Origin of the sequence: Aestuariivirga litoralis (assembly GCF_003234965.1) — a bacterium.
Taxonomy (GTDB): Bacteria; Pseudomonadota; Alphaproteobacteria; order Rhizobiales; family Aestuariivirgaceae; genus Aestuariivirga; species Aestuariivirga litoralis.
Map to the genome: position 1 here is coordinate 176174 of NZ_QKVK01000008.1, position 25056 is coordinate 201229.

Consider the following 25056-nt stretch of genomic DNA (forward strand, 5'->3'; position numbering starts at 1 on the left):
GGTCTCTGTTGCTTGACCTGTGGTCTCTGGAAAAAATCTGTCGGATCCAGCCGAAGGCGGGACCCCGTGATCCCCGAGCGCGACGACCTTTCCGTCCGGAAGAGCGACGCGACGCTCTGGCAGAGCCACCAGAACACGGTCGCCCCGCACCGTTCCGAAGCCTATGTCCTGCATCTCGCACAGAAGATCGATCACTCCTTCCACCTGTGACATTGCCTGATGCCTGTCGGCGTCACCAATAAACTGCGAAACCCAGTCAGCGACCGCAGCTCGGCCGACTCCACGACGTGCATGTACAATGTGCCGGACCAAATCCGCGATAACTCTCAAAGTCGAGGGCCCATACAGATTGGGAACGTGGGGTCCGGTGGAAATCATATTCTCTGAAATCAAAAAATACCTCTCGAGAAATCGTCCAAATATGATTGACCTTTGGTAAGACATTAGTCAACCTCGCCATGGGAGGATTTGGTCTCTTGTCGGCATATGGCGGTGGCAGTCCCGCGGGTATGGAGGACTGATGCAGGGTATAGATCTGCTGTCAGATCGACATGAGCAACTTGCGGAAAGATTTGCAAGCTTGGCTCGTGCTCGTGGGGAGAGGCCCGTCTTCGCCATCGAGCATGGGCTCGACGATTTGGCGCTTGTCGAATTGAGAACTTCTGTCTCGCGACTGCTTGAGGAAGATCCACAACTCACTCGGGCATCGTGGTCGTTGAAATTTCTTCCTATGGTCGTTATCGCGAGCGAGGTGGGCTACCGATACCGCGGCACTGGAACCGATTTCTGGCCTTTGCTCTCGCAAGAACTCGGTGTCGAAGCAGGTACTGCATTCCGAATCGGTCTTTCGGAGCTGTTCGAACTCGGACATCGCAGGCTACGGCTGTTCCGACCCGGGGACAGCCCCTGGGAACGTCACTTTCCGCATATATCGTGGCCGATTGGCAACGCCGTGGTACCCCTTGAGATACAACCTCAGCTCACGGACGCACTCCGACGTGCCGTCAGGGCGGGGATATCAGCTGAGGACACGGAAGGGCTGCTTGATTACATCCGTGCACTTGCGGCGGGGCACGCAAGTCGTCGCTTCGAGAATTGGTTGCTCCAAAGAGATGTTGCCCTAGAGGTCATGCGTCGCCTCCTTGCTCCTGAGTCTGAGGGTTGGCTTGCAGACAGCATACTCATTCGAATAGATCGCGATATTCGAAGGGATTGGGGTGCGTTTCGTGCGATTACGGAAGCGCGGCGGACGATTGCAAGGCGATCGGCGCGCCTCTCGCAGATTGTGTCATCTCGGTATGTTCTCGCGCTGGACAATGGCGTGCCACGGCAATTGGCCATTCGTGGGCCAGTATTGTCGGCGCAGTTGCGCGACGAGGTGGTTGCTGCGTTGCGTATACATGGAGACCGCATACGAGCAGTTGATGGAATGCACGCAATTTCTCTCAGTTCATTCCTTGCTGGTGGTGAAATTGCGCTAAGGAACATCTGCCCGTTCCCGGTGACACCCTTGCGCCGGGACCACGCCGTCGATCTGGATGAGGGGGCTGCAAGTTCATTGATGAGATCATTGCAGCCTCTTGAGCCCGAGTTCTTCCTTGTTGAACCTGATGGACTTACGGCTCAGGCGATTTTTCCCAGTGAAAAGATTCGGCCTGACGTGAGAATCATTCGGTGTCTTGGTCTGAGTGATGAAGGGAGCCTCGAGACCCGTATTTTGAGCACGTCGGCTCCTTCTGATGCCGAACTCCTCCGACGCCGCGGGTTTGCGATTGCAAACCAGGTCCCCACGCTGCAACTCCTCGGACTGCCCGCTCCCGGATTCTCAAACAGGTTCCTCAGCACCTTCCCAGTGCTCGTAACTCGGCGTGTTCCCACCAGTTCTGAACTCCTTATCGATGGCTCCCGTGCATCGGGTGAGATTCTGAACATATGTGGTGTTCAGTGGAAAGCCCTGCGACCCGAAGTTGGTCGGCATCTGATCGAACTTTCCGAGGGCCGAGAGCTTGACAGACTGGAGTTCGAAGTCATTGAGCCCCCAGATGTTGAACCTGCTGCGATCAAGGTCATTCCAGAAAACGCAAATGTTTCCGACCTGGAGAGCGGTGAACTCGAGATAAGGGTTACTGCGCCACTGGCACTTGAGTCAGTTCCAATCCGTATTCGCGTAGTCTCCCCAAGCGGGCCTACGTTTGTTTCCGAAGGTGTGATCGAGCGATTGCCCGCCAGGATAACTGGCCGTTCTCCCGTCCTGTACGCAATACAGTCAAAGCTGCCTGGTCTGCAGGCAAGCGAATCCGGTCTCCGTTTGTCTGTGGATGTAGGTGGACTCTTTGAGAAGGTATTTTCCCTTCCACCGGTTCGCAGGGAGCTTCGCTATGACTGGGAAAGACGTATCTGGACAAGGATTGGCCAGGACACATTGGTGCTGCCTTCGGTCAGCGCGACCATTGAGGAACCGCTCCTCAATAAGGAGGAGCGTGACTGGTTGGTAACCCGACTGATTGTTCCAGACGCCGGAGATCACGAGTCGTTGGCGGCGGGCCTTATTCTGCCAGGACAGGAGTCCAGTCGATTTGAACTTGGTGATCGTTGTACAGTAACACTCCCTGAATTACTTCGAGAGCCGACGTCAAGTGGAAACGGCGTGGGACTCATCGAACTCGCCCGTGCCAATGTTGCGTGGCAGCTCGCTGAGGCGCATGAACTGCTGAGTAACTGGCGGCGCTGGAATCTCGTCGAAGAGCTTGAAGCCGCTTTGGTCGAGCAGCTTTGTGGGAAGGGTTGGCGCGGGTTGGAAGCTGGAATAGACCTGTCTATTCTTTCACCGCATGAGGCTCTCCTTCGATGTGCAGACGGTCTAGACCTCATTTCCGGCAAGGACTTGCCAGATGTTGAGCGGACTTCCGATAAGGAATTCTTGCGAGATCGGCTGATCGCACGTTTGTCCGCAGCTGTACCAGATGTGTCGGAAGCGCTTCTGAAGTTCAGTGACGATCTTGCAGGAAAACTCGATCTCGCCGTGATCGAAGCATACGAGGATTTGCGGCACCAGCAGGAAGCAGACGGCATCAAAACATTCGAAGAAGTGGACATGTCCCGTCCAGCAGAGTTGTGGCGCAAAGCATTGGAAGACTCTCGTGAAGTCCCCCTTCTGCCGATGTTCCGACCGTTCATTTTACCAGAAGCGCGTTGGTTGGCGTTGATAACGCCCATCTACAGTGAGCTCACCGAAGACGATCTGATTGACTTGCTCGACTCCACCCACGTCGATGCATCCCGGCGATCCGGGTTCCGCTGGCTCGGCCGCGCGGAACTCCGAACTATGTTGCAACTCTGGCTCTCCCCCAAGACGATGGTCGAAACAGAAGGATGGCGGGACCTTCTGGCGAGGGGGCTTTCGGATGTACGGACAAGCAGAGCAGTTCGATATGTTGCGCTTCGGCGGAAACTCGCGCTGAGAGACCTCCCGGACGCGGGCGCCTTTTGATGGACTCATACCTTCGGTTCATTAATGGCGTTCAGGCACTGCGGCGGAAGATCTCCGCCCTGGAAATCAGCTTGGGTGGCGCGCTTGGGGTCGCCGCCGATCCATTGCCGCATCAGATCGCAACGGTGCGCCGGATTCTTTCCGACACACATGTCCGTCATTTGATTTCAGACGAAGTTGGGCTTGGAAAGACCGTACAGGCTTTGATGATTGTCAATGCGTTGCGTTACCAAGATCCCAAGCACAGAACACTTGTGATTACGCCAGACAATCTGTTGTCGCAGTGGCAGGAAGAGTGCTGGATCAGAGGTCATGTGATGCCAGCCATCGCAGGTGCCGTGGGAGAAGGCACTCAAGACGATCTGCCATCTGTAACGCTGGCGCGTCCGCGCGATCTGATGGCTCGTCCTGGTCAAGGAGCGCGAACCATCAATGCAGATTCCAGCGTCTTCGATCTCCTAATTGTTGACGAGCCCCAAACAATGCCGCGTGAGGTGATCCAGGCCATATCCCAGGCGTCGGATGACTTTCGGCAGGTTCTTGTTCTGTCTGCCACACCGCGACTGGGCGACCCCGTGTGGCGGGAGCCGATCTTGCGGATGATTGAACCAGAAGCTGCTTCGCTTGCGCGGTTGGAAGGCCGTAGTGTGGTCGACGTTCTTCAGAGCCGCGAGCAGGCTGCAATGACTGCCCTGAGCCGATCGGACGATCCCGATAGCTTGACGAGGGGATTTCTTCAGTCCGGAGCCTCCCGGCGTATCATCAGGAATGGTCGGTCAGACTGGGCCGCATATCTTCCGCAGCGCCGAAATCACGAAGTTCGATTGAAGCCTCTCGCTTGCGAGAAGATGCGACATGACCTCGCTGCCATGGTGCTGGAGAGCACAGACCCCCGTCAAGGTCTTCAGGGCCCGGCTTGGACGGCGGCCCGCGCGCTGCAGCGCAGTGCGCGTGCAGCGAGGAATGTTCTGACCGAACTGTCCGCGCGCGGAGGGGCTATTGGTCAACTCGCAGAGGCCGCTCGCCTCAAGTCGCTTGAGGATCCTGGTGACAGTCGATTGGAGGCTTTGCTGGACATACTGTCGGAGCAGTGGTCGGAGAACGAGAAGCGCACCTTCATCATAGTCTGTGGAGACAATCCGACGATCGACATGCTGCGTTCAGCGCTTCCACCCTACTTTCCGTTCTTAGCTGATGCGATTTCTGTATTGCGACGCCCTGCCGCCGCGGAAGTGGAAGGCGTAACATCTCTTCAGGAAAGCCAAGAAACGCTTGCGCCACTTCTATCGGGTGAGAGTCGTCTTCTGCTCGTTGGCGACTGGGTACAGGCTGGGCTCAACCTCCACCACGTCGCACAGGGAATAATCTTCTTTTCACTGCCTTGGGAAATTGACGGTATCGATCAGCTGATAGGACGCGTCGACCGAATCGGTGCAGCTAGCGACCGCAAGGGATCAAGAAGTGTCATAGATATCTGGAGAATCCTGATCGATGGATCGCAGGAAGCCGCAATTGCAGATACCGTTGCTGCTTTCGGCATATTTGACGCCCCGCTTCCACCTCTTTCATCAGTTGAGCTGACGGAACTTCAGACGACGCTCGGGCACTCTGCCATCCGGCGTAAGGCAATTCCTTCGGTCGCCAAACTCACTGGTAATGGTGGTGGTTTGCCGTCCTGCTTCAAGCAGGCCGATCCCTTTACCAGACAGAAGGCAATTGCGGACTTTGAGCTTTGGCGTGAGAAGCCCTGTCCAGCACCAGTCGTGATGTATGAAAGTGCTCGCCCCAAAGATACACCAATACGCCGTGAAGAGCGTGCAATCGGAGCGTGGTTGAAAGTCATTACCGCTTCAACCGACTTTGATATTGGTTTCCGACGCGACAGATCCGATGACTATGGGTTCCACACGCTGTGGTATCATGGAATCGGTGGTCGGGGGCCTGCTGGTGAGAGTCCGTTCGTCCTGCCTGGTGTGCGTCGAGAGAACTGGATGACAAATCACATCCCGTTCATCTATCGCCGATCAGATATATCTGCTCCGCCGCGAAAGAGTGTATTTACAGATGACGGAGAGCTTGGGGCGGACAGCGAGAGAATGGCGCGCCCGCTACGCTTTCTGGATCATGGCGAATTGATGCACGATGTTCTGGTTGCTGGCTACGAAGCTGCGACCCTCAGTGCGTTCGGCGCAGTAAGTCCGGTCGTGCAAACCAGCGTTAGACTGCCTCAAGGCCATCCTGCAGGAACGATTGGCGCGATCGTAATCATTTCGGTCGCTCACGCTGACCCATTTCCGGACAATCTCATCCCGCCGCTATGGACGCAAGAGGCGAGTGCGATTCTAAAGGCCGCGCCAACCGACGTGCAGAAGAGAGCTCTCACCGCTGACCGACGCATGCTACGAAGCCTCTTTCGTGCGCTACAGCGCAGGATACGGAATGTCGCGCCAACAAGACTTGTTCGAGTTGGGTCAAGCAAAGCAAGAGGAGAGTGGCTGCCACTGACTGAAGAGACGCTGGATCTCTGCCTGCAGCCAATGACCTCCTCAACCAACAATGCAGTGGCGAAGGGGAGACCACCACTAATAGCTCTTGAAAGGCGCGATGTTGCAAATGGAGTCCGGTCTCGGCAATTATCCGCGATCACTGCGCAGGTGGGGAATCTAAGGTCTTCCGCTCTGAATCTCGTTCAAAATGAGCTTGTCGGCTTCGCCTATCAGGTCAGTGCCCACTTTCAGGCCGAGATCGCAAATCGGGAGCTGGCCTTGGAGCGTCGTAGGCAGTTGCCACCAGAAGCCGGTCCAGTCGAGCTAAGGCAGGGTCAAGTGGCAGCTTTGGAGAGATATCTGGAGATGTCTCGGCTGAATTTTTCGGAAGCGACCAACTTCATCAAGAGCCTCTCTGAGGGGAGTGTCCTGTATGGCAACATTCAAGCGCGCACAATTCTCATGTCACTTGTCGTACAGGATTGAGATAGAGACCAACATGCACGTGGCAAGGGGATTAACAGCGAGATGTATTTGATTTCACCGAATGTTGGATCAGGAATTTGAAAGGGCCTGCTCCATGTGAATAGTGGCACAGAGGTCTGAGTTCTTGGATGAGCCTAACAAGACGGCTCTGCCGACTCGGACGGGGCAGGAGGACATTCGCAAGGCGCGTTATGGCATTTGGCCGGCATAAGCCTGTCCGCGGCCGTCGGTCAGACTTTCGCCCGCACGTCCTGTACATGCTTGCAGTTCCCACGGTAGAGGAATCCCTCGCACGTACATTCCAGGTGCCCGGCGCGACCGTAGGTGACCCGGTATGACTTCGAAAGGTCCCGGGAGGACTTGAACTCCCACAGGCCAGGATTGTCGGCCTCTTCCTGCTGCCGCTGGGCCTTTGGGAGTAGGGCAGTGAGCTCTGTCAACCGGTCCTTTGGGTCGCTCTTGGCCAGTTTCGCCTCCTGCATGAGGGCAGGGGCAATGGCGCGGAGCCTGGATTCGAGTTCGGCCAGGAAGGAGGCATCAGGGGCAACCTCCGCCTCCACCGACCCTATCAAGGCCATCTTGAGGGAGAGCAGCTCCGAGATGTACTCGTCGAGCGAGCCCTCGGCGAAGAAGTACTCCACCGTCACCCGGTTCTTCTGGCCGAGGCGGTAGCAGCGATCCTCTGCTTGAGCGTGGTTCGCCGGTACCCAGTCAAGGTCTTGGAAGATCACATGTGTTCCGGCCGTTAGGGTAATGCCGACGCCGCCTGCAATTAGGTTACAGACGGCGACCCGGACCTCCTGATCGTCCTGGAAGCGCTCCACGGCGGCCTGCCGCTGCTCGGCCGTGTCCGACCCGGAAATGGTCACGCAAGCCTCGCCCAGTGTTTTTGCGTGGCGCTTCAGCCCCTCGGTGAAAGAGGTGAACACGACGACCTTCTGACCAGTCTCCAGAACGTCCTGAATGCGCTCCTCCACCGCCTTGTGCTTGGCCTTGTGGAGGGCGGTCCTGACCTTCATGAGCTTGGCGAGAAACTGCTTGTCGTTCGGGTTAGCTGGGTCTGTGGAGGCATACCAGCGGATGAAGGCCAGCGAGCTCTCGATCGCAAAGGCGCTGGAGGCAACATCGACCGGCACCCAGCTCCTTACCTTCGGCGGCAGGTCGAGAACTTCCTCCTTCTTCCGGCGTATCGAGACCTCCTTGAGAAGGAGGTTCAGCTCCTCCAAGTTCGAGGCGCCAGTCGTCACCCAGCCGAAGTCGTTCTGGTAAGCGTCGCAATAGCGTTTGGCGAAGGACAAGAAGGAGCGCGCTGCCGGGTGTCCGACGCAGCGGAGCAGGTTGAACAGGTCCCGCGGGCGATTGGTCATTGGCGTGCCGGTCAGCAGGAACACGTACTGCGGACCGATCACCGGTGCCCGTGTCTCCTTCTGGACGCCCAGCAGCTTTAAACAGTAGCTGGTCCGCTGGCTGGCGTTCTTGATGAAATGCGCCTCATCGAGGATCACCCCTGCCCACGGAACGTCGTGCAGCCGGGCGGCGTTTTTCGTCAGTAGATCGTAATTGACGATGACCCAGCGCGGCGTGCCTTCGGGAGCTCCGTCCTTCGCGCCAATGATCTCCACCGCGGCACCCGGATCGACCATCCGGATCTCACGCCGCCAGTTGAGCTTCAGGGATGCGGGGCAAACGACAAGGATTGCTCCCTCTGGCGCGCCGACATTCATCGCGACAATGGCTTGCCGGGTCTTTCCCAGGCCCATGTCGTCCGCGAGCACCACACGCTTCTTCGACAGGAGGAAAGCCACGCCATCTGATTGATGCGGGTAAAGGAGACCCCGGGGAATTCTTGAGAGTTCAGCCAGGTGGGGAACAACGAAGTCGTTCATTCCTTTTCCCTCTTCTCCTCGACCGGAGACCATTCGATTGTGATCTTCATGGCCTCCATTGCAATTTCGTCTCGCAATGCCTCTATAATTGCACTGCGCTCGCGCCAGGCCCTGCGGGCTTCATCGCCGACCTTGGGCGTTGGCGGTTCGTACTCACAATCTTCCGGTAAGGTGGCCTTGATTGCCTTGAGAAGTGAGTCACAAGCAGCCATCACTTCTAGCCGTCGTTCCACCAATTCTGCCTTGGATCTTCCGGCAGTGTGTGGCGTGGGTGTGAGCAGTGGGGATAGCTTCAGGCTTGGATACATTTAAAATCGCTCCGTCCATGGCTCCGCGTGAGGTGGGCAGGCGAGTTCCAAGTGAATAGCCAGAGGCAAAACCTCGTGGGAAGTGGCTCTGCTGAGCTGATTTCGTCACTGGAATATTCCGAAGGCGCCAATCCCAATTCCCCGTCAAAAAGGAGGGTCGACGCACCCCGCATAATTGCTCTCTCGAGCCACATCTCCTCTCGGATACCACCTTGCCCGGGTAGGCAGGTTGGTTTGGGCGTCGACCCAATCTAGATGCTGCGTTCTATATAACGAACAGATCTGCAAGAGTCAACGAGTGTTGTCGAGCTATGCTTGCACGAGTGAGATATTTTGAGCGATACTGTCAGTTCTCATGACGGATAAATGTCGTTCTGCAGCGACATGATATAAAGCCAGTTACAGCATGCTCAATTTGAATGACGTCGACACAGTAGAGTTGTTGAGAGAGGCGGAATCACGCTTTACTCTCGGCAAGAGAAGTGTCCACGGCCCACTGCATTGGCGAGCCGTGTTCTCAAATGGCATTTTGCTGGCAGATGAACTCCAGGCCGACAAGGCACTCATTGCCGTCTTCGCGCTTCTCCACGACTGCCGGCGAGAGAATGAACGGGACGATCCCCGCCACGGTGCGCGTGCCGCGGTTGTCGCCAGGGAGCTCAATGGCCGCTTCTTCGAATTCGAGGAAGAAAGGCTTGAACGCCTGGCTGAGGCGCTACATTGGCATGATGCAGGCAAGGTGCATGAGGACCTCGACATTTCCTGTTGCTGGGCGGCTGATCGGATCGAACTGAGGCGGGTCGGTATCGAGCCTGCAAAATGGGGTTTCTGCGATCGCACTTGGCCGGTCGCCCGGCAGATCCTTGCTGCCAGGAGAGGAGCGAATGCCGCAACTGCCTGAAATACCTGTGGAGCACCTGCCGATCTGCAACGCACTTGTTCTGCACGCGCTCGGAAAGGGCCCGGAGCCCGGGGAGACTTCAGAGCTGGAGGCTTTTCGATCCTGGATTCTCTATGAGAGCGGCGCAATGGGGGCAGACGACTACGAGTGTGTGGTCGTACTGAACCAGCTTGAATTTGAGGATGATCGAGTCAGGTTCGTTCTCGGTCTGGATGATGACGCGCCAATCTCCGATGCGCAGCGCCTGGCTCACGCGAGGGAGTTCATTGACGCGTATGGAGACGATGGCAACAATGATCCTCACTACGCCGAGTGCTTTCAGTTGCCAGCGCCATCTGGCTCCAAGGTTTTCTACTGCTGTGTGGCCGAGTTGGCCGGGCAGAGCGGGATATTTGCCGATTGGTATGGCTGCTACCTGGATCGGGGTGAGTTCTTCGACAGGCTGCGCCACGATGGGTATTGGGTTCTCAGTGATCCAGCGTCGAGAATTCCCAACGACACCATTTTCGCCCGTTGGTATCATCCGGAACGTCGAATCTGACACCCGAGCGAGCTTGTGCTAGCAGTTGATCGAAATTTCGGGGCGGCGAGACGACAATGTCATTCGTGTTCTATGACACCGAAACAACCGGCAGCAACACATTCTACGATCAGATCCTGCAGTTTGCTGCGATCCGGACTGACGACGCGCTCAAGGAAATAGACCGATTCGAGATCCGCTGCCGCATACAGCCTCATGTTTTACCTGCTCCCGGTGCACTCTTGGTCACGGGTGTCACGCTGTGTCAGCTGTCTGATCCAGGCCTCCCATCCCACTTCGAAATGGCTGCTGCCATTCACGCCAAGCTCACCGAGTGGTCGCCCGCCGTATTCGCTGGTTACAACAGTCTTGAGTTCGATGAGGGTCTTCTTCGGCAGGCATTCTACCAGTCGCTGCTGCCAGTGTACCTTACCAACACCGGTGGCAGCAGTCGCCTCGACATCCTGCAGTTGGCGCTCGCGACCAACGAGTTCGCCCCCGGTCTTTTAAAGATTCCCGAACGGGACGATGGCGTACCAACCTTCAGGCTAGACCGTCTCGCCCCTGCCAACGGTTTTCTCCATCCAAACGCTCACGATGCCATGGCTGACGTGGAAGCGACGGTTTTCCTGGCAAAAACGGTGAAGGAAGGAGCGCCGTGGATCTGGGATCACCTCTTGAGGATGGGGCAGAAGGCCGAGGCCTTGCGGGAGGCCAAAGCGTCGTCGGTCCGACTTTACACGGAGTTTCGCTTCAACAAGCCCAACCACTGGCTCGTTTCCGCAATTGACGCCGATCCGTCCAACAAGGGGAACGTGATTGCCTTCAATCTCGCCCATGACCCAGCTGAATTGCTGTCGGTCGGGGATGACTCACTCAGGAAATGGGTTCTCAGCAAGCCCAAACCGCTGCGGACAATCAAGGCGAACAGTAGTCCTATTCTTCTGAATATCGACATGGCCCAGGGTCGTGCCGATATCATGAAGATCGGTGAGGGCGAGATCATGCGGCGCGCCAAAGCGCTTCAGGAATCTTATGAGCTTCGACACCGGTTGCTGAAGGCTTATGTGGAAACCCGGGAGGTTTACGAGGACTCACCTCATATTGAGGAGCAGATCTACGGAGGTTTTCCGGGATCTGGAGACACGGCACTGATGCGGGAGTTCCATCGTTCTTCGTGGCCGGCGAGGATCGAGATCGCCAGCCGATTCGAAGATGACAGATTACGCAGGATTGCCAGACGAATAGTGTTCAATCACCGCCCCGATCTTTTCAGTGAGGATATGAGGCAGGCATTCTCCAAAGCTATCGCACAGAGGTGGTTGGCGAAAGAGAAGGTCAAGTGGCTGACGATCGAAGGCGCCCTTGGCGAAATCGAGGAACGTCGAGAGGGGTGTTCCTATGAGCAGGCGCTTTCGCTTGAAGCGATGGAGGCATACTTCGTCGACAAGCGGGCATGGGCGGAAGGGCAGTTGGCAGGCTAGCACATGGGCCATAACGCTCCACGCGCCGTCCTTTGTTCGCGGCGCGACCCGGCCGCAATTGCGATTCTAACGTCTGAACCGACGATGGCGCGTGCCAAGGGTTGGCCCAAGTGCTCTTCGGTTAGCTCAACTAAGGCAGTCCGATTCGGGAGGAATAGAATTCATGGCTGAAGTGGTTTTCACTGAGAAGATCGAGGACCTTTATGGAAACGACAAGTTTCTTGATATCTGTATTGGTGATATTCTGCATCCCGATGAAAAACCGGCTGATTACCTTGTGTTATCGTCATTTCCGAATGATTACACACCCACACCCAAGTCGTTGATTGGTCGGCTGTCGACGCTCGGCATCAATGTAGCTGATCTTGCTAGCGAGAAGGAAAGGGACTGGCGCAAGCGGTGGGGATGCTGGGTGGCCGGAGAGGTGAACCTCAGGAAGAAGCCCCTTCGGATCGTGTGCTTTGAGCATGGTTCGGACACCCATCCTAAAAACATCGTTGGCAATGTTTATAGGACTATTCGCGAGTTCCTGATGGAAGATCAGGATCGTCGCGCCCGCTGCGTGAGGGTTCCGCTCCTTTCAACCGGCGATCAAGGTTTCGATCGTCTGGAGATGATGTCAGAAATCCTCCGTCAGGCCTATCTGCATCTTGTTCTGGTGGCACCCATCGAGCGTATCCAAGTGTTTCTTGGGCAGGGATCGGATGACCTGCACAGGCTCTTGTTGCAAGCTGGCGTGGTAATCCAAGCATATCGCACTGAACGTCATGTGACACAGAGCGGGCACCAATTCGATTACTTCATCAGTTACCGACAAGTCGACGCGTCCCGCAAGGAGGTACTCGTGGAGTTTCTTCAGTCAAGAGAACCAGCGGCAAACATCTACGTCGATGTGGATCAGCTTCAGCCTGGTTCCTACTGGAAGATGAGCCTGGTCAATGCGATGGCTGCTTCGCGCAAGGTAGTCTGTCTTGGAACGGATAGCTATTTCGAATCATCCGAATGCATAGACGAGTTTCACATGGCCATGAACTTCAGTTTGGCGAAACGTGGGTTTCTCATCCCTCTTCTGTGTTCTCGGGATATGACCTTCTCCAAACTCCCTGTATCCATGGCTCGCGTGCAGTGGGTGGATGTTGGTGATCCCCCAAAATTCGAAAAGGCACTTTGAAAAAAGCCAAAGTCCTTTTTTAGATCATGTCGATCAGTCGACCCATAGCGTCTACTGCGCGGATGCGGTTGTCTGGATACATTGATTTCACGCTTTTCAGGGCGTTGCTGATGTTGTGCGGATCATTCAGCACTTGCTGCACCGTCGTCCAGTTGCCGGTGGATGTTTGGTACTGGATCGCGACGTAAGACATTGTTGCATCCTCGCAGTCGGAGTGGTCGGTTGACGTTTGAGCCGTAAGTGGATCGCTGCTGGCGTTACGCCCTCTCGTACAGCATGGCGGGCCTTCGACTGCCGCGCTCCATTGCTCCCGTCTCACGAATCCACCCTTTTGCCAGTATCGCTCGGCGGAAATTCCTCTTGTCGAGTGGCTGCCCTTCGACAGCCTCGTAGACTTTCTGGATCTGCGTGAGGGTGAAGCGTGCCGGCAGCAGAGCGAGGACGAGTGGCTCCCGATCGAGCTTGCCCGCCAGCGCCCCGCGGGCAGCAGTGATGATGTCCGCATGGTCGAATGCCAGCTTCGGAAGGCTTTGCATTCTGTGCCACTGTGCGTCATCGGCATCTGAGCCGGATTGCAGCGCGTGGTCAGTTGCCGGCACCAGCGCAAAATAGGCTGCCGTCACGACACGGTAGCGGGGATCGCGCTTCGGTTCGCTGAAGGTGGCGAAGGCCTCGAGATGGGTGCCCGCGACGCCCGTCTCTTCCTGCAGCTCCCGGGCCGCACACTGGTCCAGCGTCTCGTTTTCCTGCAGGAAGCCGCCAGGCAGCGCCCAAGCCCCTTTGAACGGCTCCAGTCCCCGGCGAACGAGCAGGATGCGCAGGTCATCGTCCACCACGGTGAAGAGGCAGATGTCGGTGGTCACGGCGGGGCGGGGGTAATCGTAGCAATATTGGGTCATGGTATAAGTGTGTTGACAACACTATCCCTGTGAATGTATAAGTGTAGACATAACACCTAATGACCTCCCCGCAACAGAATTCCGGAGTCTTTGGTTCCGGACAGGAGAATTGATGACCCTGACTGACGACAAGGCCCTGCGTGACCGCGCCCGGGGCGCGTTCCTAGGGCTGGCCGTGGGCGATGCGCTGGGCACCACCCTCGAGTTCAAGCCGAAGGACAGCTACCAGCCGCTCACGACCGTTGTCGGGGGAGGGCCGTTCCGGCTGAAGGCAGGCGCGTGGACGGACGACACCTCCATGGCCCTGGCGCTGGCGACCTCGCTCGTGGAGCGGCGCGGGCTCGACGAGCGCGACCTGATGGAGCGCTTCTGTGCCTGGGCGGAAAAGGGCGTGTATTCCCACAACGGCCGCTGCTTCGACATCGGCATCACGGTGCGTGGAGCGCTCGGCCGCTTCCGGAAGTCCGGCAACCCGGTGGAGGGCAGCACCGACCCGCAGTCGGCCGGGAACGGCTCACTGATGCGGTTGGCACCCGTGCCAATTCTCTATGCCTTCGATCCGGAAACCCGGCTCGATGTGGCGCGCCGGCAGAGTGCCGTAACCCATGGCGCCGAGGAGGCAGTGGAAGCCTGTGCGGCATATGCCGACCTCGTCGCCGAGGCGATCCAGGGGTGGTCAAAGGCCCGGGTGTTCACGCCGCGCAGCGGCTGGGCGCCGGAGAGGGTCGCCCGCGCCATGCGGATGGAGACGGTTGGCTGGGACCGGAAGCAGGTCAGGGGATCGGGCTACGTGATCCACAGCCTCGAAGCGGCCCTCTGGGCGGTGGGCAATTCACGAGACTACCGCGAGGCCGTGCTGCTGGCTGCCAACCTCGGCGAGGATGCCGACACGACGGCGGCCATTGCCGGCCAGCTCGCAGGAGCCTTGTGGGGGGCCTCGGGCATCCCGAAAGAGTGGCTCGACCTCCTCGCCTGGCGCGACCGCATCACGACCCTTGCCGACCGCCTCCATGACATCTCCCTCGAAAGGACTGCCGCCTGATGAACCCGCGTACCAGCATCACCCATCCCCTGCAGATTGCCGAGTTTACTTCTCCCACCGCAAAGGGTGCCATCGGCGTCACCTTCTGTCCCGGCAAGAAGCAACCCGGCGCGCTGACGGGTGCTTGGGACCGTGACCTTTGTATCGACCTCGATGCAATCAAGGCCTGGGGCGCTTCCACTGTCATTACCCTGATAGAATTCCACGAGATGGAGTCGCTCGAGGTCAGTGACATCGAACAGCAGACAGTGGCCCGCGGCATGGAGTGGCTGCACATGCCGATCACCGATTTCTCCCCGCCTGACCAGCGATTTGCTCAGGCGTGGCGCAAGCATGGATCGCGGCTGCTGGAAGAGGTGCGATCCGGGTCGCGCATTCTTGTTCATTGCAAGGGCGGCCTTGGTCGTGCGGGGACGGTCTCCGCCCTCATGCTCGTGGAACTGGGGATGAACCCCGAGGATGCAATGAAGGCGGTCAGGAGTGCTCGGAAGGGTGCGATCGAAACGCGCGAGCAGGAGGACTACGTTCGGTCAAGCAGGGGATTGCGATCTGCAGCTGAAGGTCAGTGAAACAGTTGCCGAACCTGTTGATGATGAGCATCGCCGAGGCGTCTGAGTTCAGAGAGGAGCTCCTGCGGGTCCGTCTCCGGAAAGAACTTTTCCATGTAGGCCAAAACTTCGGGATGAGTGGTTTCGTCCACGCCTCCAGAGGACTGAGGTTTGCCGCCCGATGTCTGCCGCCTTCTCACTTCGACCGCTCCTCGATATCTCTACGTTTAGAATAGCAACCTGAAGTATTATATCAAGGTGAGGTATTATTGGGGTTGAGTGGCCGGTGCCAGTGGAGGCTGACCAACTCCTTGATGCCCTTCATTTGTGGCACGTGATCGGCCAAGTAATTGATTTCGCTGCTGTTCCCAGGGCAGTGGCAACGGACAGGCTCGCCTCAACGAGGAGATCGTCAACGAGGATGGCTGCGTCCCCGTCAGGATCGCCTCGACAATATCCGGGGCGAGGAAGGCCAGACGGACCCTGTTCGAGATGAGGGCAGGACAGCAATTCTCGGCCTCCGCCAATTCCATGATCGTGGCGTACCTGCCTGTCGCCAGTTCATTGAACCACCTGATGGCCCTGAGGATCTCGCGCACCATCCGGTGGTCAGGTTCGGGCAGTGCGTCCTTGGGCTCGAACACTACCCTCACCTCGTTTCCCGTCCGGAGTTTGTGGCCGTTGAAGACCACCTCGATCGCGGAGGCGGCAAAGGGTGGGGCCTTCCGGGGAAGTCGGACGTCCAGGCGTTCATAGAGCCACGTACGGTCGATCGATATCCGGATGGTGATCTTGTCCAACTCGATCCTGCGCACCATGTCTCGGATGAGGTTCGTGTTCCTCCTCAGCTGTCCGTGCAGTTCGTCGGCCAGGGCAGCGGCATTCCTCAATGTCACGTGCAGGCGGCTTGCGGTCGGGACATTGCTGGTAACCCAGTCCCTGTCGCGAAAGTGTCGAGCCAGGAGATTCACAACGAACTTGTCGAGTTCTGGCGCAGAAAACCGCATCTTGTGCTTGTGGTTCGTGAGTTTTCGGCGCGTGACCCTCGTGATCAGCGAGCCGGTCACGTAGTACTGATACTTCCTGGTACGACGGTTGGTATGAACCGGACAGAGACGTCCGCCGTCGGTGTCGAAGATGATACCCCTGAGAAGTGACGGATACGCCCGCTCGCGCTTCTCCTTCTCCCGGTCGGCAACTTTCTGGACCAGGTCCTGTACCTTCGCGAACTGAGCCGGATCGATGATCGCCTCGTGTCGTCCGGGATAGAGCTGTTCCTTGTGCCTGATCATGCCGGCATAGACAGGGTTTGTGAGGATTGTGCGGAGAGGATGCCAGGAGAACTTGTTGCCCCCGGTCTCCACCCCCTCCCTGAACACCCGATGCTTCGAGACGATGCCGCATCTCTCAAGGTCCTTCCGGAGTTCACCCATCGACTGAAGCTCCACGAAGCGCTGGAAGATGTGCCTGACAATCTCCGCCTCCCCGGGGTTTACGACGAGCTTCTTCTGAGGTGCGTCATAGCCAAGGGCAGGCCGTCCACCCATCCAGATGCCCTGCCTGGCCGAGGCGGCCATCTTGTCCCTGATCCGGTCCCCCGTCACTTCCCGCTCGAACTGCGCAAAGGTCAAGAGGATGTTCAAGGTCAGCCGGCCCATCGAGGAAGCGGTGTTGAACTGCTGGGTCACGGCCACGAAGGAGGCGCCCTGCCGGTCGAGAAGTTCCGACAGCCTTGCAAAGTCCCGAAGGGACCGAGTCAGCCGATCGATCTTGTAAACGACGATGATGTCAAGCTGGCCCGCCGCCATGTCTGCCAGAAGCTGCCTGAGCGCCGGCCTGTCGAGGCTACCTCCCGAATAGCCGCCATCTTCATAGATATTCGTCGTCCTGACCCAACCTTCGCTCTTCTGGCTCAGGATGAAGGCCGCGCAGGCGTCCCGCTGGGCGGCAAGCGAGTTATAGTCTTGGCCGAGGTTCTCGTCCGATGACGTCCGCGTGTAGATGGCGCATCGCACGACCCGAGGATCAGCCATCCCTGTCCCGCCGTGACTTGCCGTTCAGCCCAAAGAACGACGTTCCAGACCGGCGCTTGCCCACAATCCGGGTGGCGACTTCACTGAGAGAACTGAAGATCTGGCCCTCGTGGACGAACAGGCCGTTCTTCACGGCCAAAACCTCGTGGACCTTTCCCTTGTACTCCCGGAGCAGTCGTGTCCTTGGCTTCATCTGCTGGGCGCAGCCGTGGCCACTTGCTTCCCTCACCCTGGACTGGCCTTGGGCAATGCGAAGGATCGCGTCGCATCGGCCCACCGCGTCGTGCTCAAGCTCCTGGACCCGGTACGCAATCGCGAGGCGCAGGAGCTTTGCGCTCAGCTTGTTCCCAGCCTCGCTGTTGAAGTGAAGGTACCACTGCTCGCGCAGCTGGACGATATCCAGCAGTTCAAGGCGCGGAAGGAGGTGATCAGCACGTTCCATGGACATGCCTCACGACTGGGAGCGGCAGCAAACAATGCGACCTCAATCCGGTCAGAACGCTGCTAACTGAGCAGAGTTCCAGCTAATTGGTCACATCGCAATTGTGGTCAGTCAAGGCGGATACTAGGCTTTCAGAAGTGAGTACCGGAGAACATCCTCCGGGGACCTGACCATTCGGAGCAAGTGCCTCTCTTGAGTAAATTTTGGTCAGGCCGATCAGGCGAACAGCCGTATCCTTCTACCAGAAGTGCAGTCCAAGTGCCTGGCAACACACAGTCATGGAGAGCTTGCATGTTTGTTCACCGCTATTCCGAAGCTGAACTGGCAGATCGACAGTTCCGAAAGACAATTCCCCCCAAGTGGGAACCCTATTACATCATCCTCTCCTGGGGGAGGGCGATTGGCTACCGACGCACCCCGAAGTGTGCCGGTCGTTGGGTCGCCAGAATAAGAGTTGCCGCACCGACTGGGTGTCCTTACCGGGAGGCCAGCATGGGCGTCGCGGATGACGGACGCGCTGCAACCGGAAAGAAGATTCTCTCCTTTGAGCAAGCAAAGGCAAAGGCCCTGCAGTGGTTCGACTCGCCAGAGCTCATCCCGATCCGCGTGCCGGCGCGACCGTTCGGCTGGCAATCTGAACTCTCCGTGTGCCCCGTTGGCGACCGCTACACGGTGGCTCACGCCATGCGGGACTTCTGTGAGTGGAAGAAGGAGTTCCGGGCCCGGCAGAACTTCCACGCCTCGGTCTCACGGGCAAATGTCTACACCATACCCCTGCTGGGCGGCATACCCTGTGACGAGCTGACGCCGCAGCAGTGCCGGTCTCTCCTTCTCTATATCGAGTCGTCGGTTCTCCATCGTGCGGGTGGGACGAGGTTGACCCAGGTAGACCCCCGGACGCTCGATCCTGAGGTGCGGAGGAAACGCAGGGTCACCGCCAACCAGACCTTCACCGACCTGCGTGCGGCGCTGAACTTCGCATTTGGCGAGGGCAAGATAGCGAGCAACATGGCCTGGCGACATGTGAAACTGTTCAGGTCCGTCAACCGCATCAGAACTGACATTCTGACGTGGGAGCAGGCCCGGAAAATGGTACAACTTGCCAACCCGGAGCTGCAGCGTCTCATCCTCGGCGCCCTTTATACCGGCTGCCGTATCACGGAGTTGTTCCAGATGAGGGTCGGCGACATCAACGGCAGCCGGGCGGCGATCTACATTACTCCAGTCAAATGCTATCGAGGTCGAACGATTGCCCTTCCCGACGAGGGTTACGAGTTCTTCAAGGCCCTGGCTTACGGGCATGATAACGACAGTCCACTCATCCGGCGTAACAAGGGGTGGCCGTGGACGGTCGGCTACGTCCGGTCCCACTTCCACAAGCTCTGTGCGCAGATGGGTCTGCCAAGAACATTCGTGTTTCACTCGCTGCGTCACACCTACGCGTCACTCTTGCTCAAGGCTGGTACACCACCAATCGTCGTGGCGCGGCAGTTGGGCCACCTCAACATGGCCACGACGTTGCGCACCTACGCCCATGTTACGGACGACTTCATGGATGTCGAGTTCAGGAGCAGGTTCAAACCGGGGTTCCTGACGGCACCAGACCTGTTTGCCGACGCCGTCCAGGAGTAATCATCACAAGAGCCAGGGATCCTCCTTCTCCAGTGACCAGATCTCCGGAAGAAGGGTGGGGCGGCGGTGCCTCTCCTCGGCCCAGTTCAGGAACTGGCTGGTGCTGTCGACCTGGTCGTCGTGGCGGGTGCCCGGAAAGCCGGTGAGCTCGGCGAGATAGGCAACCCGCCAGGTAGCTGTCTCCGGCAGGTAGACGCGGCCGGCCTCAATGATGGGTGTTGCCGCATGAAGTCTTGCCTCCTTGTCGTGTCTTGGTCGTATGAGCTCGGCGGTAAAGCCCCGTTCGCGCTGGAGCTCCTGGTACAGCGCAGTACCGTTCGCCGCGTCTTCGACCAGGACATGGGTGGGCGGTTGAAGTCGTATCAGCTCCCGGGCGAGCCGCAACAGGTCGGGGAAGGCGAGGCGGACGCGCCGGCAGTCGAGAAGATAATAGTCGCCCCTGTGTGTCATGCCCCACACCGTGCAGACGGTGTAGTCGCCAGCCAGCGACGGCCTGGTCGCCACGTCGTAGCTGTGGACGACGTAGCGGAGGTCGCTCCGCTGGGGAGCCGTGGCGTAGGACTGGAACCACTCGGTCTTGACGATGTTGCCACCCTCAGGGACGGGCCGCTGCAGGTACTGGGCCGAAAAGGCCGCCTCTCCCATGCTGGCGAGAAGGTCGAGCTGGATGGTCGCCGGCAGGCGGGTCGGCATCAGGTCGGCACCGGCTGGCCACAGGTGGGTGCCCCCGGTGAGCAACGGGAACCTGCGGTCCCCATCGATATTGCGGGCGGGCAGCGACAATTCCCGCCAGCCGCCTTTCTCGAGAAGGTGCCCAGTGAGGTCACCCTCGTGCAGGCGCTGCATGACGACAATGACCGCTCCTGTCCCGCGGTTGTCGAGACGACTGAGGAGGGCGGTGTCGAACCAGTGATTGACCTTCTCGCGCTCGGACGCCGAGTAGGCGTTGACCGCGTTGAGTGGGTCATCAACCACGATAACGTCGGCGCCGCGCCCCGTCAGCGTGCCGCCGACAGTGGTCGCGAGCCTGTACCCCCCAGCCTTGGTGCGGACCTCGGTTTCGGTGTTCTTTGCCGGGTCGAGCCTGAAGTCCGGGAAGATCTCGTTGAAGAGCGGATGGCTGACCAGCCGCCGGAAATCGCCCGCCAGCGCCCGCGCCAGCCCGTCATTGTAGCTCGCGCAGATGATGCGGGCGCTCGGATTGTGGCCAAGCCACCAGGCGAGGAAGGCAACCGAGACGATCGTCGACTTCATCGAGCGGGGTGGCATGTTGACGATGAGCCGCAGGGTCTCGGCTTCCGTGACACGCCGCAGCTCCGCACCCAGTGCGTCGATCACCCAGTTGACCTCCAGTTCTGCGCCCTGGCGGAGGATTGGGACGGCATAGGCGAGGAACACCAGGAAGTCGTCGCGGAGGGCAGCGAGGAGCAGGGCACGGCTAGACGTCATCGCCGGCCTCCGAGGGCTTGTTCTTCAGGTAAGCCAGGTGCGCTTCGAGGATCTTGCGCTCGTCGGGCGAGAGATCGGTGCGCCCCATGTGCTTCTCGACATCAGCCTGGAGACCCTCATCCAGCGCCAGGATTTCCCGGAAGGCCTTGGAGTCGCCTTTCCGTGCCTTGTTGATCTGGGCCAGCACAATGATCTCGCGGTTACTGAGGCTGCGCATCTTGCCGTCGGCCGTGACGCGCTGCTTGCGGTCCAGCTCCTCGCGCGCAAAATCTTTCAGATTGCGGCTCCCCTTGCGCCGGCCCTTCGGATTGCCGGACGTCCCGGGCTGGAATTGGTTGGCCTTGGGTGGCTTGCCGTAGCCGACCTCGTAGTTGCACTTGTCAGAATCGTCAGCCATGGGAGTTTCTCCTGTTCTAGCGTTTGGAGCGGCCCGGGCTGGCTGCCCCCGGGCTGTGTTTGTGGTGACCGGAATCTGCGATCAGTCGGTCCCAGGTGCCTCGGTGTTGTGGGACAGACGCTCATTCGCCACCTCCGCGAAGGTCTGGCCGGTCGCTTCTAGGATCGCGTCGTCCTTGGCGAAAGCCTCCCAGCGGCGGATGCAGCGGTCGCAGTAAATGGGATCGAGCTCCAACAGGTAGCCCCGACGGCCCGTCTTGTGGGCCGCGATCAGGGTTGAGCCAGAGCCGCCGAACACGTCGAGGACGATCGACCCGCGGGTCGAGACGTCCTTCACGGCATCGGCCAGGAGCGCCACCGGCTTTACCGTAGGGTGAAGACCAATCTCCTCGTTCCGCTTGCCTCCGAAGCTGTTCATGCCCTTGTAGGTCCAGACATTCGTCCGATAGCGGCCATGCTGGCCCAGCTCGAAGCTGTTCACATGTGGGGCGGTGCCGTTCTTGAAGGCGAAGATGAGCTCATGACGAGAGCGGTAGAAGGAGCCCATGCCGCCGTTGTCCTTGACCCACACGATGAGATTCTTGAGCTCGGAATAGACAGCGGCGCCGGCCTCCTGGACCTCGGACATGTGGCGCCAGTCCATGAACACCATGTGGATCGAACCGTCCGCGCTGTTGGCGGCGAGGTTCCGGAAGGCGGCCTCGAGGAATACCCTGAACTCGTCGGCCGTCATCTCGCCCGAGGCGGCTGCAAACTCGCGGTGGCGGACCTTGCCCAACCCCGACACGTGATCGGCAATGGGCACGTTGTAGGGTGGGTCTGTAATCACGAATTGGGCCTTTTCCCCGTTCATCAGGTTGCCGCAGTCCTCGGGCGAGAGGGCGCTGCCACAGAGAAGGCGGTGCGGTCCCATGCGCCACAGGTCACCCGGACGGGTTACCGCCAGGTGAGCGATTTCAGGCAATCGGTCGTCCTTCGGATTCCCAGCTTCTTCGACCGTGATGCCGTCAATGAGCGAATCAATCTCGGCGACCGAGAAGCCGGTGACGCCAATCTCGAAATCCTTGTCGAGGTCAATCAGGTCCTTCAGCTCGAGCGCAAGAATATCCTCGTCCCAGCCCGCATTCTGGCAGAGCTTGTTGTCGGCGAGAATGAAGGCCTTCTTCTGCGCCTTGCTCATGTGCGAAAGGCGCATACAGGGAACGGTGTCGAGCCCCATCGTCTTCGCGGCGGCGAGCCGGGCGTGGCCAGCGAGCACCGTGTTCTCCTCATCCACCAGGATCGGCACGTTGAACCCGAAAGTTCGGATCGACGCCGCGACCTGGCCGATCTGCTTCTTCGAGTGCGTGCGGGCATTCTTGGAGTAGGGCTTCAATGCGGCGAGCGGAAGGTAGCACACATCCAGCCCCGCATTGTTCGTCGTCTGCGTCATTCTCTCTCCTCGTCACTCCCCCCGCGACTTTGAGAGGCAGTGATCACCTTGGATCTGTCAGGCCGGGCAAGCCGCCCCCACTTCCGGAAATGACCCTCGTCACTCCCGGATTGAGGCAATGCGACTTCCTGATGCCTTGCGTTCATTGTGAGGGAAGAACTGCGATATTCAAGAGTGGCAAACCCACCAGCTGATTTTCGGGTAACCGGACAGAATCTTGAGATGCCGCATGCCACTCATTGCGACAACCAGACCAATTCTGTTGGAAGACAGTGGGAATGCCACTCGTCATCTCCCGGAGGAACCCCTATAGGCAGTTCACCAAAGAGCCATTCTTGATCGCTCCTCGACGCAGGAGTCGTGTCCTCAGGTTCAGCGCAAGTTCGGAGGACTCGGGGCTGCCTCACACCCGATTTCTTGACCGAGATGCCACACATGAGCCTCTTGTCTCACGACTGAATTGCTACGAGATGTCAGTCTGGTTAGCATCCACCCCTGAGATAACAATGGCATTGCTTGCTCTGGCCAAGTCTTTCAAAACTGCGGGAATGGAAGAATCGGTCAATGTGAAGAGCCGCCTGGTCAAATTTGTAGAACTCGTTCGCATCCTCGGGGTCGCACTGGGATTCTATCTGTCCTACGCTGCTCGGGACGTTCCAACCTCACCGGCATCGATCAGACTGCTGGCCCTTACTATCGCAATCGCGATGTGTGGGACTTTGTCGCTGGAAGGGATCTTCCTTGCCAAGGCCGCGGCACGGGAAAAGGGGTACGATCAGGTCAACGATCTGATGGTGGATCCATACCAGCTTCAAAACACTATGTGGTTTGTTGCTGCCTCTGTCACAGGCATCGCCTGGACTGCATGGTTTCCCGATGCCACTGAGGCGTTTCTGCTGTATGTAGTGTTGATCTGCTGTTTCTTCGTGCTCTCCGCCATGAATCACGCATGGCAAGCGATTGGGCATGGAAACAAGACCTGGCAGAACCTCAGCCGACCCTTTCTGTCGCTTGCGATGGTGGTTGGAAGCGTGCCGCTTGTCATACCTTACCTCTAGGTCTTTGTGGTAACCGGTCTGAACTGACAGACATTATTTACCATATTGAGACTTGCGGTTTTGAACACGGTTCGCCCTTTGGACTCCCGGTCCCTCTGATCGGGTGAGCGTAAAGCGTGATCATAATGTCCGGCATTGGTCCCTTCTATCACGGCGCCCGCCTCCAGGATCGACCTGACCGAACTCATCAGATGCACAGTTGAGAATCATCTTCCTCGTGAGGACGCACCAAGTCACGACGAAGGCCCACACAAATGGGGCGACTCTGCATTTCGGGATTCTTGAAAGGCGTTCCTGTCTATCTGATCTGCCATTCAGCCTGCGTCCTAAGTCGAAGTTGGCGGGAGTTGGTCAGAGATGAGAAAATGCGGCCTCAGGGCTCAACAACGATCTTTTGCAGCGCGCGAAGCTCGGAATGCGATGGCCTCCAGAACAAGCTTAGAAGTTCAACATCGAAGTCCCTCTTCTTGGGTCGTCGAGTCCCTGCTACGCCATAGTTAATTCCCTGCTCCCGCATGCAGGGAAGTGCTGCTCCAAATCACTGAAATCGTGGAGTGATTTGTCAGATTTTTTGCTCCCTGCTAATCTGATCTCGCCCAAATTCCCTGTAAATGAGGCGAAGACGTTCTCGACCAGGACTGCCTCCACAGCCAATCCACCCACGTCGAACCCTGAAAACAACAGCTACCCGAGAACCCTCCGCCATTTCCGGGGCTTGGACGGCGGGGCGGGGACGGCAGGGCGGGCGGCAGGCGTGCTGGAGGCAGGCATGCTGGAGGAAGGACCCGGACACCATCAATGGAACGAAGCCAACCAGCCTCGGCTGACAAGGCGTGCCAGTGGCGCCAGGGTGATCATGGTCCTCGGCCGCGCTGACCTATGCGTCATCATCCAAAGAGGGATTTCCAAGAAACAGGCTGAGCTTCTCATGCGTCGAGGTGTGATCCTGAATGGTGAAGCCTGCACACAGGGCCGAAGCAAGCGACGCCACGTTCTCCCGGGAGATATTTGTCGATATCCCCCGTATTCCGCTGCTGAAATAGCTCTTTGAGGAATGGGTCCTCAGTGATTTCGAGATGCCGCGGTTGCGGAAATCGGGATGAACGCCGATGAATGCTTCATGAATGATACCGGAGGCACTCTCGTCCTTCCTGAAATAGAACATCTCAAACGCAATGATGCCCGCTGTCGCATTTTCCGCAACCAGGATCAGTTTCCGTCCGGCGACACAAAACAGCAACAGGCGCCAGACGTTCAGCTTTGCACCGCTCCGCAGCAGACCGTGAAGCTTGGACAAGCGTCGCAAGTCGGCAGGCCTGAGGCCTCGCAACTCAAGGCCGTCGCGCTCCATTCGCGGTAACGTCTTCAGGAAATGCGAACTTACCAAGTTCCG

Annotated in this window: 21 protein-coding genes and 1 riboswitch; of the genes, 11 read left to right on the plus strand and 10 right to left on the minus strand. The window is 58.3% G+C overall.

The window, feature by feature from the left end; all coding sequences use genetic code 11:
• Positions 1-66: 66 nt before the first annotated feature.
• The 3 genes from DK847_RS20965 to DK847_RS16700 all read left to right on the plus strand — a co-directional run bounded on the left by DK847_RS20965 (position 67) and on the right by DK847_RS16700 (position 6462).
• Complete coding sequence (locus DK847_RS20965; protein ID WP_245414651.1) at positions 67-210, plus strand: hypothetical protein; 144 nt, start codon at positions 67-69, stop codon at positions 208-210.
• Positions 211-520: 310 nt separating this feature from the next.
• Entirely contained in the window at positions 521-3490 is a 2970-nt protein-coding gene (locus DK847_RS20445; protein ID WP_146256165.1) for a hypothetical protein, read from the plus strand.
• Entirely contained in the window at positions 3490-6462 is a 2973-nt protein-coding gene (locus DK847_RS16700; protein WP_161957334.1) for an SNF2-related protein, read from the plus strand. Before DK847_RS20445 ends, DK847_RS16700 begins: the two co-directional genes overlap by 1 nt.
• Before the next feature lie 230 nt (positions 6463-6692).
• Here the strand turns inward: DK847_RS16700 and DK847_RS16705 are convergent, their stop codons facing one another.
• Positions 6693-8348, minus strand: coding sequence for a DEAD/DEAH box helicase (locus tag DK847_RS16705; RefSeq protein ID WP_161957335.1), 1656 nt, complete (start codon positions 8346-8348; stop codon positions 6693-6695).
• Positions 8345-8656 (minus strand): hypothetical protein, encoded by a 312-nt coding sequence (locus DK847_RS20450; protein WP_146256166.1) that lies wholly within the window; start codon positions 8654-8656, stop codon positions 8345-8347. Before DK847_RS20450 ends, DK847_RS16705 begins: the two co-directional genes overlap by 4 nt.
• Before the next feature lie 161 nt (positions 8657-8817).
• Positions 8818-8920: riboswitch (SAM-I-IV-variant riboswitch) on the minus strand.
• 151 nt (positions 8921-9071) lie between these two features.
• Here DK847_RS20450 and DK847_RS16710 point away from each other — a divergent pair.
• The 4 genes from DK847_RS16710 (at position 9072) to DK847_RS16725 (ending at position 12732) form a co-directional block, all read left to right on the plus strand.
• The gene (locus DK847_RS16710; protein WP_146256167.1) at positions 9072-9557 is read left to right on the plus strand and encodes a hypothetical protein; all 486 of its coding nucleotides are present in this window, start codon (positions 9072-9074) and stop codon (positions 9555-9557) included.
• Entirely contained in the window at positions 9541-10098 is a 558-nt protein-coding gene (locus tag DK847_RS16715; RefSeq protein ID WP_111199669.1) for a hypothetical protein, read from the plus strand. The genes DK847_RS16710 and DK847_RS16715 overlap by 17 nt, the downstream gene beginning before the upstream one ends.
• Positions 10099-10154: 56 nt before the next feature.
• Positions 10155-11561 (plus strand): exonuclease domain-containing protein, encoded by a 1407-nt coding sequence (locus tag DK847_RS16720; RefSeq protein WP_111199670.1) that lies wholly within the window; start codon positions 10155-10157, stop codon positions 11559-11561.
• Between the two features lie 163 nt (positions 11562-11724).
• On the plus strand, positions 11725-12732 hold the full coding sequence (locus DK847_RS16725; protein ID WP_111199671.1) for a toll/interleukin-1 receptor domain-containing protein: 1008 nt from the start codon (positions 11725-11727) through the stop codon (positions 12730-12732).
• Positions 12733-12751: 19 nt separating this feature from the next.
• On the opposite strand, the gene DK847_RS20685 is transcribed toward DK847_RS16725, so the two are convergent.
• The gene (locus DK847_RS20685) at positions 12752-12925 is read right to left on the minus strand and encodes a hypothetical protein (RefSeq protein WP_161957336.1); all 174 of its coding nucleotides are present in this window, start codon (positions 12923-12925) and stop codon (positions 12752-12754) included.
• A 64-nt stretch (positions 12926-12989) separates the two neighbouring features.
• Positions 12990-13595 carry an NUDIX hydrolase gene (locus DK847_RS16730; RefSeq protein ID WP_204508366.1) on the minus strand — a complete coding sequence of 202 codons (606 nt, stop codon included), beginning with the start codon at positions 13593-13595 and terminating at the stop codon, positions 12990-12992.
• Positions 13596-13743: 148 nt separating this feature from the next.
• On the opposite strand from DK847_RS16730, the gene DK847_RS16735 reads away from it, so the two are divergent.
• A complete protein-coding gene (locus DK847_RS16735; protein ID WP_111199673.1) occupies positions 13744-14673 on the plus strand; it encodes an ADP-ribosylglycohydrolase family protein in 930 nt (309 codons plus the stop codon).
• Positions 14673-15242: a cyclin-dependent kinase inhibitor 3 family protein gene (locus DK847_RS16740; protein ID WP_204508368.1), complete on the plus strand. Its 570-nt coding sequence runs from the start codon at positions 14673-14675 to the stop codon at positions 15240-15242. Before DK847_RS16735 ends, DK847_RS16740 begins: the two co-directional genes overlap by 1 nt.
• A gap of 245 nt (positions 15243-15487) precedes the next feature.
• Here DK847_RS16740 and DK847_RS16745 read toward each other — a convergent pair whose 3' ends face one another.
• Positions 15488-17254 (minus strand): recombinase family protein, encoded by a 1767-nt coding sequence (locus DK847_RS16745; RefSeq protein ID WP_111199675.1) that lies wholly within the window; start codon positions 17252-17254, stop codon positions 15488-15490.
• Complete coding sequence (locus DK847_RS16750) at positions 17247-17696, minus strand: DUF2924 domain-containing protein (protein WP_161957337.1); 450 nt, start codon at positions 17694-17696, stop codon at positions 17247-17249. Before DK847_RS16750 ends, DK847_RS16745 begins: the two co-directional genes overlap by 8 nt.
• A 492-nt stretch (positions 17697-18188) precedes the next feature.
• On the opposite strand from DK847_RS16750, the gene DK847_RS16755 reads away from it, so the two are divergent.
• A complete protein-coding gene (locus tag DK847_RS16755) occupies positions 18189-19328 on the plus strand; it encodes a tyrosine-type recombinase/integrase (RefSeq protein WP_161957338.1) in 1140 nt (379 codons plus the stop codon).
• A gap of 3 nt (positions 19329-19331) precedes the next feature.
• Here DK847_RS16755 and terL read toward each other — a convergent pair whose 3' ends face one another.
• From terL to DK847_RS16770, 3 genes are all read right to left on the minus strand, one after another.
• Entirely contained in the window at positions 19332-20777 is a 1446-nt protein-coding gene (gene terL / locus DK847_RS16760) for a phage terminase large subunit (RefSeq protein ID WP_111199678.1), read from the minus strand.
• On the minus strand, positions 20767-21174 hold the full coding sequence (locus tag DK847_RS16765; RefSeq protein WP_111199679.1) for a DUF5681 domain-containing protein: 408 nt from the start codon (positions 21172-21174) through the stop codon (positions 20767-20769). Before DK847_RS16765 ends, terL begins: the two co-directional genes overlap by 11 nt.
• Before the next feature lie 81 nt (positions 21175-21255).
• Complete coding sequence (locus DK847_RS16770; RefSeq protein ID WP_111199680.1) at positions 21256-22605, minus strand: site-specific DNA-methyltransferase; 1350 nt, start codon at positions 22603-22605, stop codon at positions 21256-21258.
• 506 nt (positions 22606-23111) lie between these two features.
• Here DK847_RS16770 and DK847_RS16775 point away from each other — a divergent pair.
• Positions 23112-23663 carry a hypothetical protein gene (locus DK847_RS16775; protein WP_146256168.1) on the plus strand — a complete coding sequence of 184 codons (552 nt, stop codon included), beginning with the start codon at positions 23112-23114 and terminating at the stop codon, positions 23661-23663.
• 877 nt (positions 23664-24540) lie between these two features.
• On the opposite strand, the gene DK847_RS16780 is transcribed toward DK847_RS16775, so the two are convergent.
• Positions 24541-25014 (minus strand): GNAT family N-acetyltransferase, encoded by a 474-nt coding sequence (locus tag DK847_RS16780; protein ID WP_111199682.1) that lies wholly within the window; start codon positions 25012-25014, stop codon positions 24541-24543.
• Between the last annotated feature and the right edge of the window lie 42 nt (positions 25015-25056).

What these genes read in the sequence shown, in the direction of transcription:
- DK847_RS16715 (WP_111199669.1), top strand. Translation starts at nt 9,541, where the DNA reads ATGCCGCAACTGCCTGAAATACCTGTGGAGCACCTGCCGATCTGCAAC.
- DK847_RS16745 (WP_111199675.1), bottom strand. Translation starts at nt 17,254, where the DNA reads ATGGCTGATCCTCGGGTCGTGCGATGCGCCATCTACACGCGGACGTCA.
- DK847_RS16735 (WP_111199673.1), top strand. Translation starts at nt 13,744, where the DNA reads ATGACCCTGACTGACGACAAGGCCCTGCGTGACCGCGCCCGGGGCGCG.
- DK847_RS20685 (WP_161957336.1), bottom strand. Translation starts at nt 12,925, where the DNA reads ATGTCTTACGTCGCGATCCAGTACCAAACATCCACCGGCAACTGGACG.
- DK847_RS20450 (WP_146256166.1), bottom strand. Translation starts at nt 8,656, where the DNA reads ATGTATCCAAGCCTGAAGCTATCCCCACTGCTCACACCCACGCCACAC.
- DK847_RS16755 (WP_161957338.1), top strand. Translation starts at nt 18,189, where the DNA reads ATGGGCGTCGCGGATGACGGACGCGCTGCAACCGGAAAGAAGATTCTC.
- DK847_RS16780 (WP_111199682.1), bottom strand. Translation starts at nt 25,014, where the DNA reads ATGGAGCGCGACGGCCTTGAGTTGCGAGGCCTCAGGCCTGCCGACTTG.
- DK847_RS16770 (WP_111199680.1), bottom strand. Translation starts at nt 22,605, where the DNA reads ATGACGCAGACGACGAACAATGCGGGGCTGGATGTGTGCTACCTTCCG.
- DK847_RS16740 (WP_204508368.1), top strand. Translation starts at nt 14,673, where the DNA reads ATGAACCCGCGTACCAGCATCACCCATCCCCTGCAGATTGCCGAGTTT.
- DK847_RS16720 (WP_111199670.1), top strand. Translation starts at nt 10,155, where the DNA reads ATGTCATTCGTGTTCTATGACACCGAAACAACCGGCAGCAACACATTC.
- DK847_RS20445 (WP_146256165.1), top strand. Translation starts at nt 521, where the DNA reads ATGCAGGGTATAGATCTGCTGTCAGATCGACATGAGCAACTTGCGGAA.
- DK847_RS16750 (WP_161957337.1), bottom strand. Translation starts at nt 17,696, where the DNA reads ATGGAACGTGCTGATCACCTCCTTCCGCGCCTTGAACTGCTGGATATC.
- terL (WP_111199678.1), bottom strand. Translation starts at nt 20,777, where the DNA reads ATGACGTCTAGCCGTGCCCTGCTCCTCGCTGCCCTCCGCGACGACTTC.
- DK847_RS16700 (WP_161957334.1), top strand. Translation starts at nt 3,490, where the DNA reads ATGGACTCATACCTTCGGTTCATTAATGGCGTTCAGGCACTGCGGCGG.
- DK847_RS16775 (WP_146256168.1), top strand. Translation starts at nt 23,112, where the DNA reads ATGGCATTGCTTGCTCTGGCCAAGTCTTTCAAAACTGCGGGAATGGAA.
- DK847_RS16765 (WP_111199679.1), bottom strand. Translation starts at nt 21,174, where the DNA reads ATGGCTGACGATTCTGACAAGTGCAACTACGAGGTCGGCTACGGCAAG.
- DK847_RS16705 (WP_161957335.1), bottom strand. Translation starts at nt 8,348, where the DNA reads ATGAACGACTTCGTTGTTCCCCACCTGGCTGAACTCTCAAGAATTCCC.
- DK847_RS16725 (WP_111199671.1), top strand. Translation starts at nt 11,725, where the DNA reads ATGGCTGAAGTGGTTTTCACTGAGAAGATCGAGGACCTTTATGGAAAC.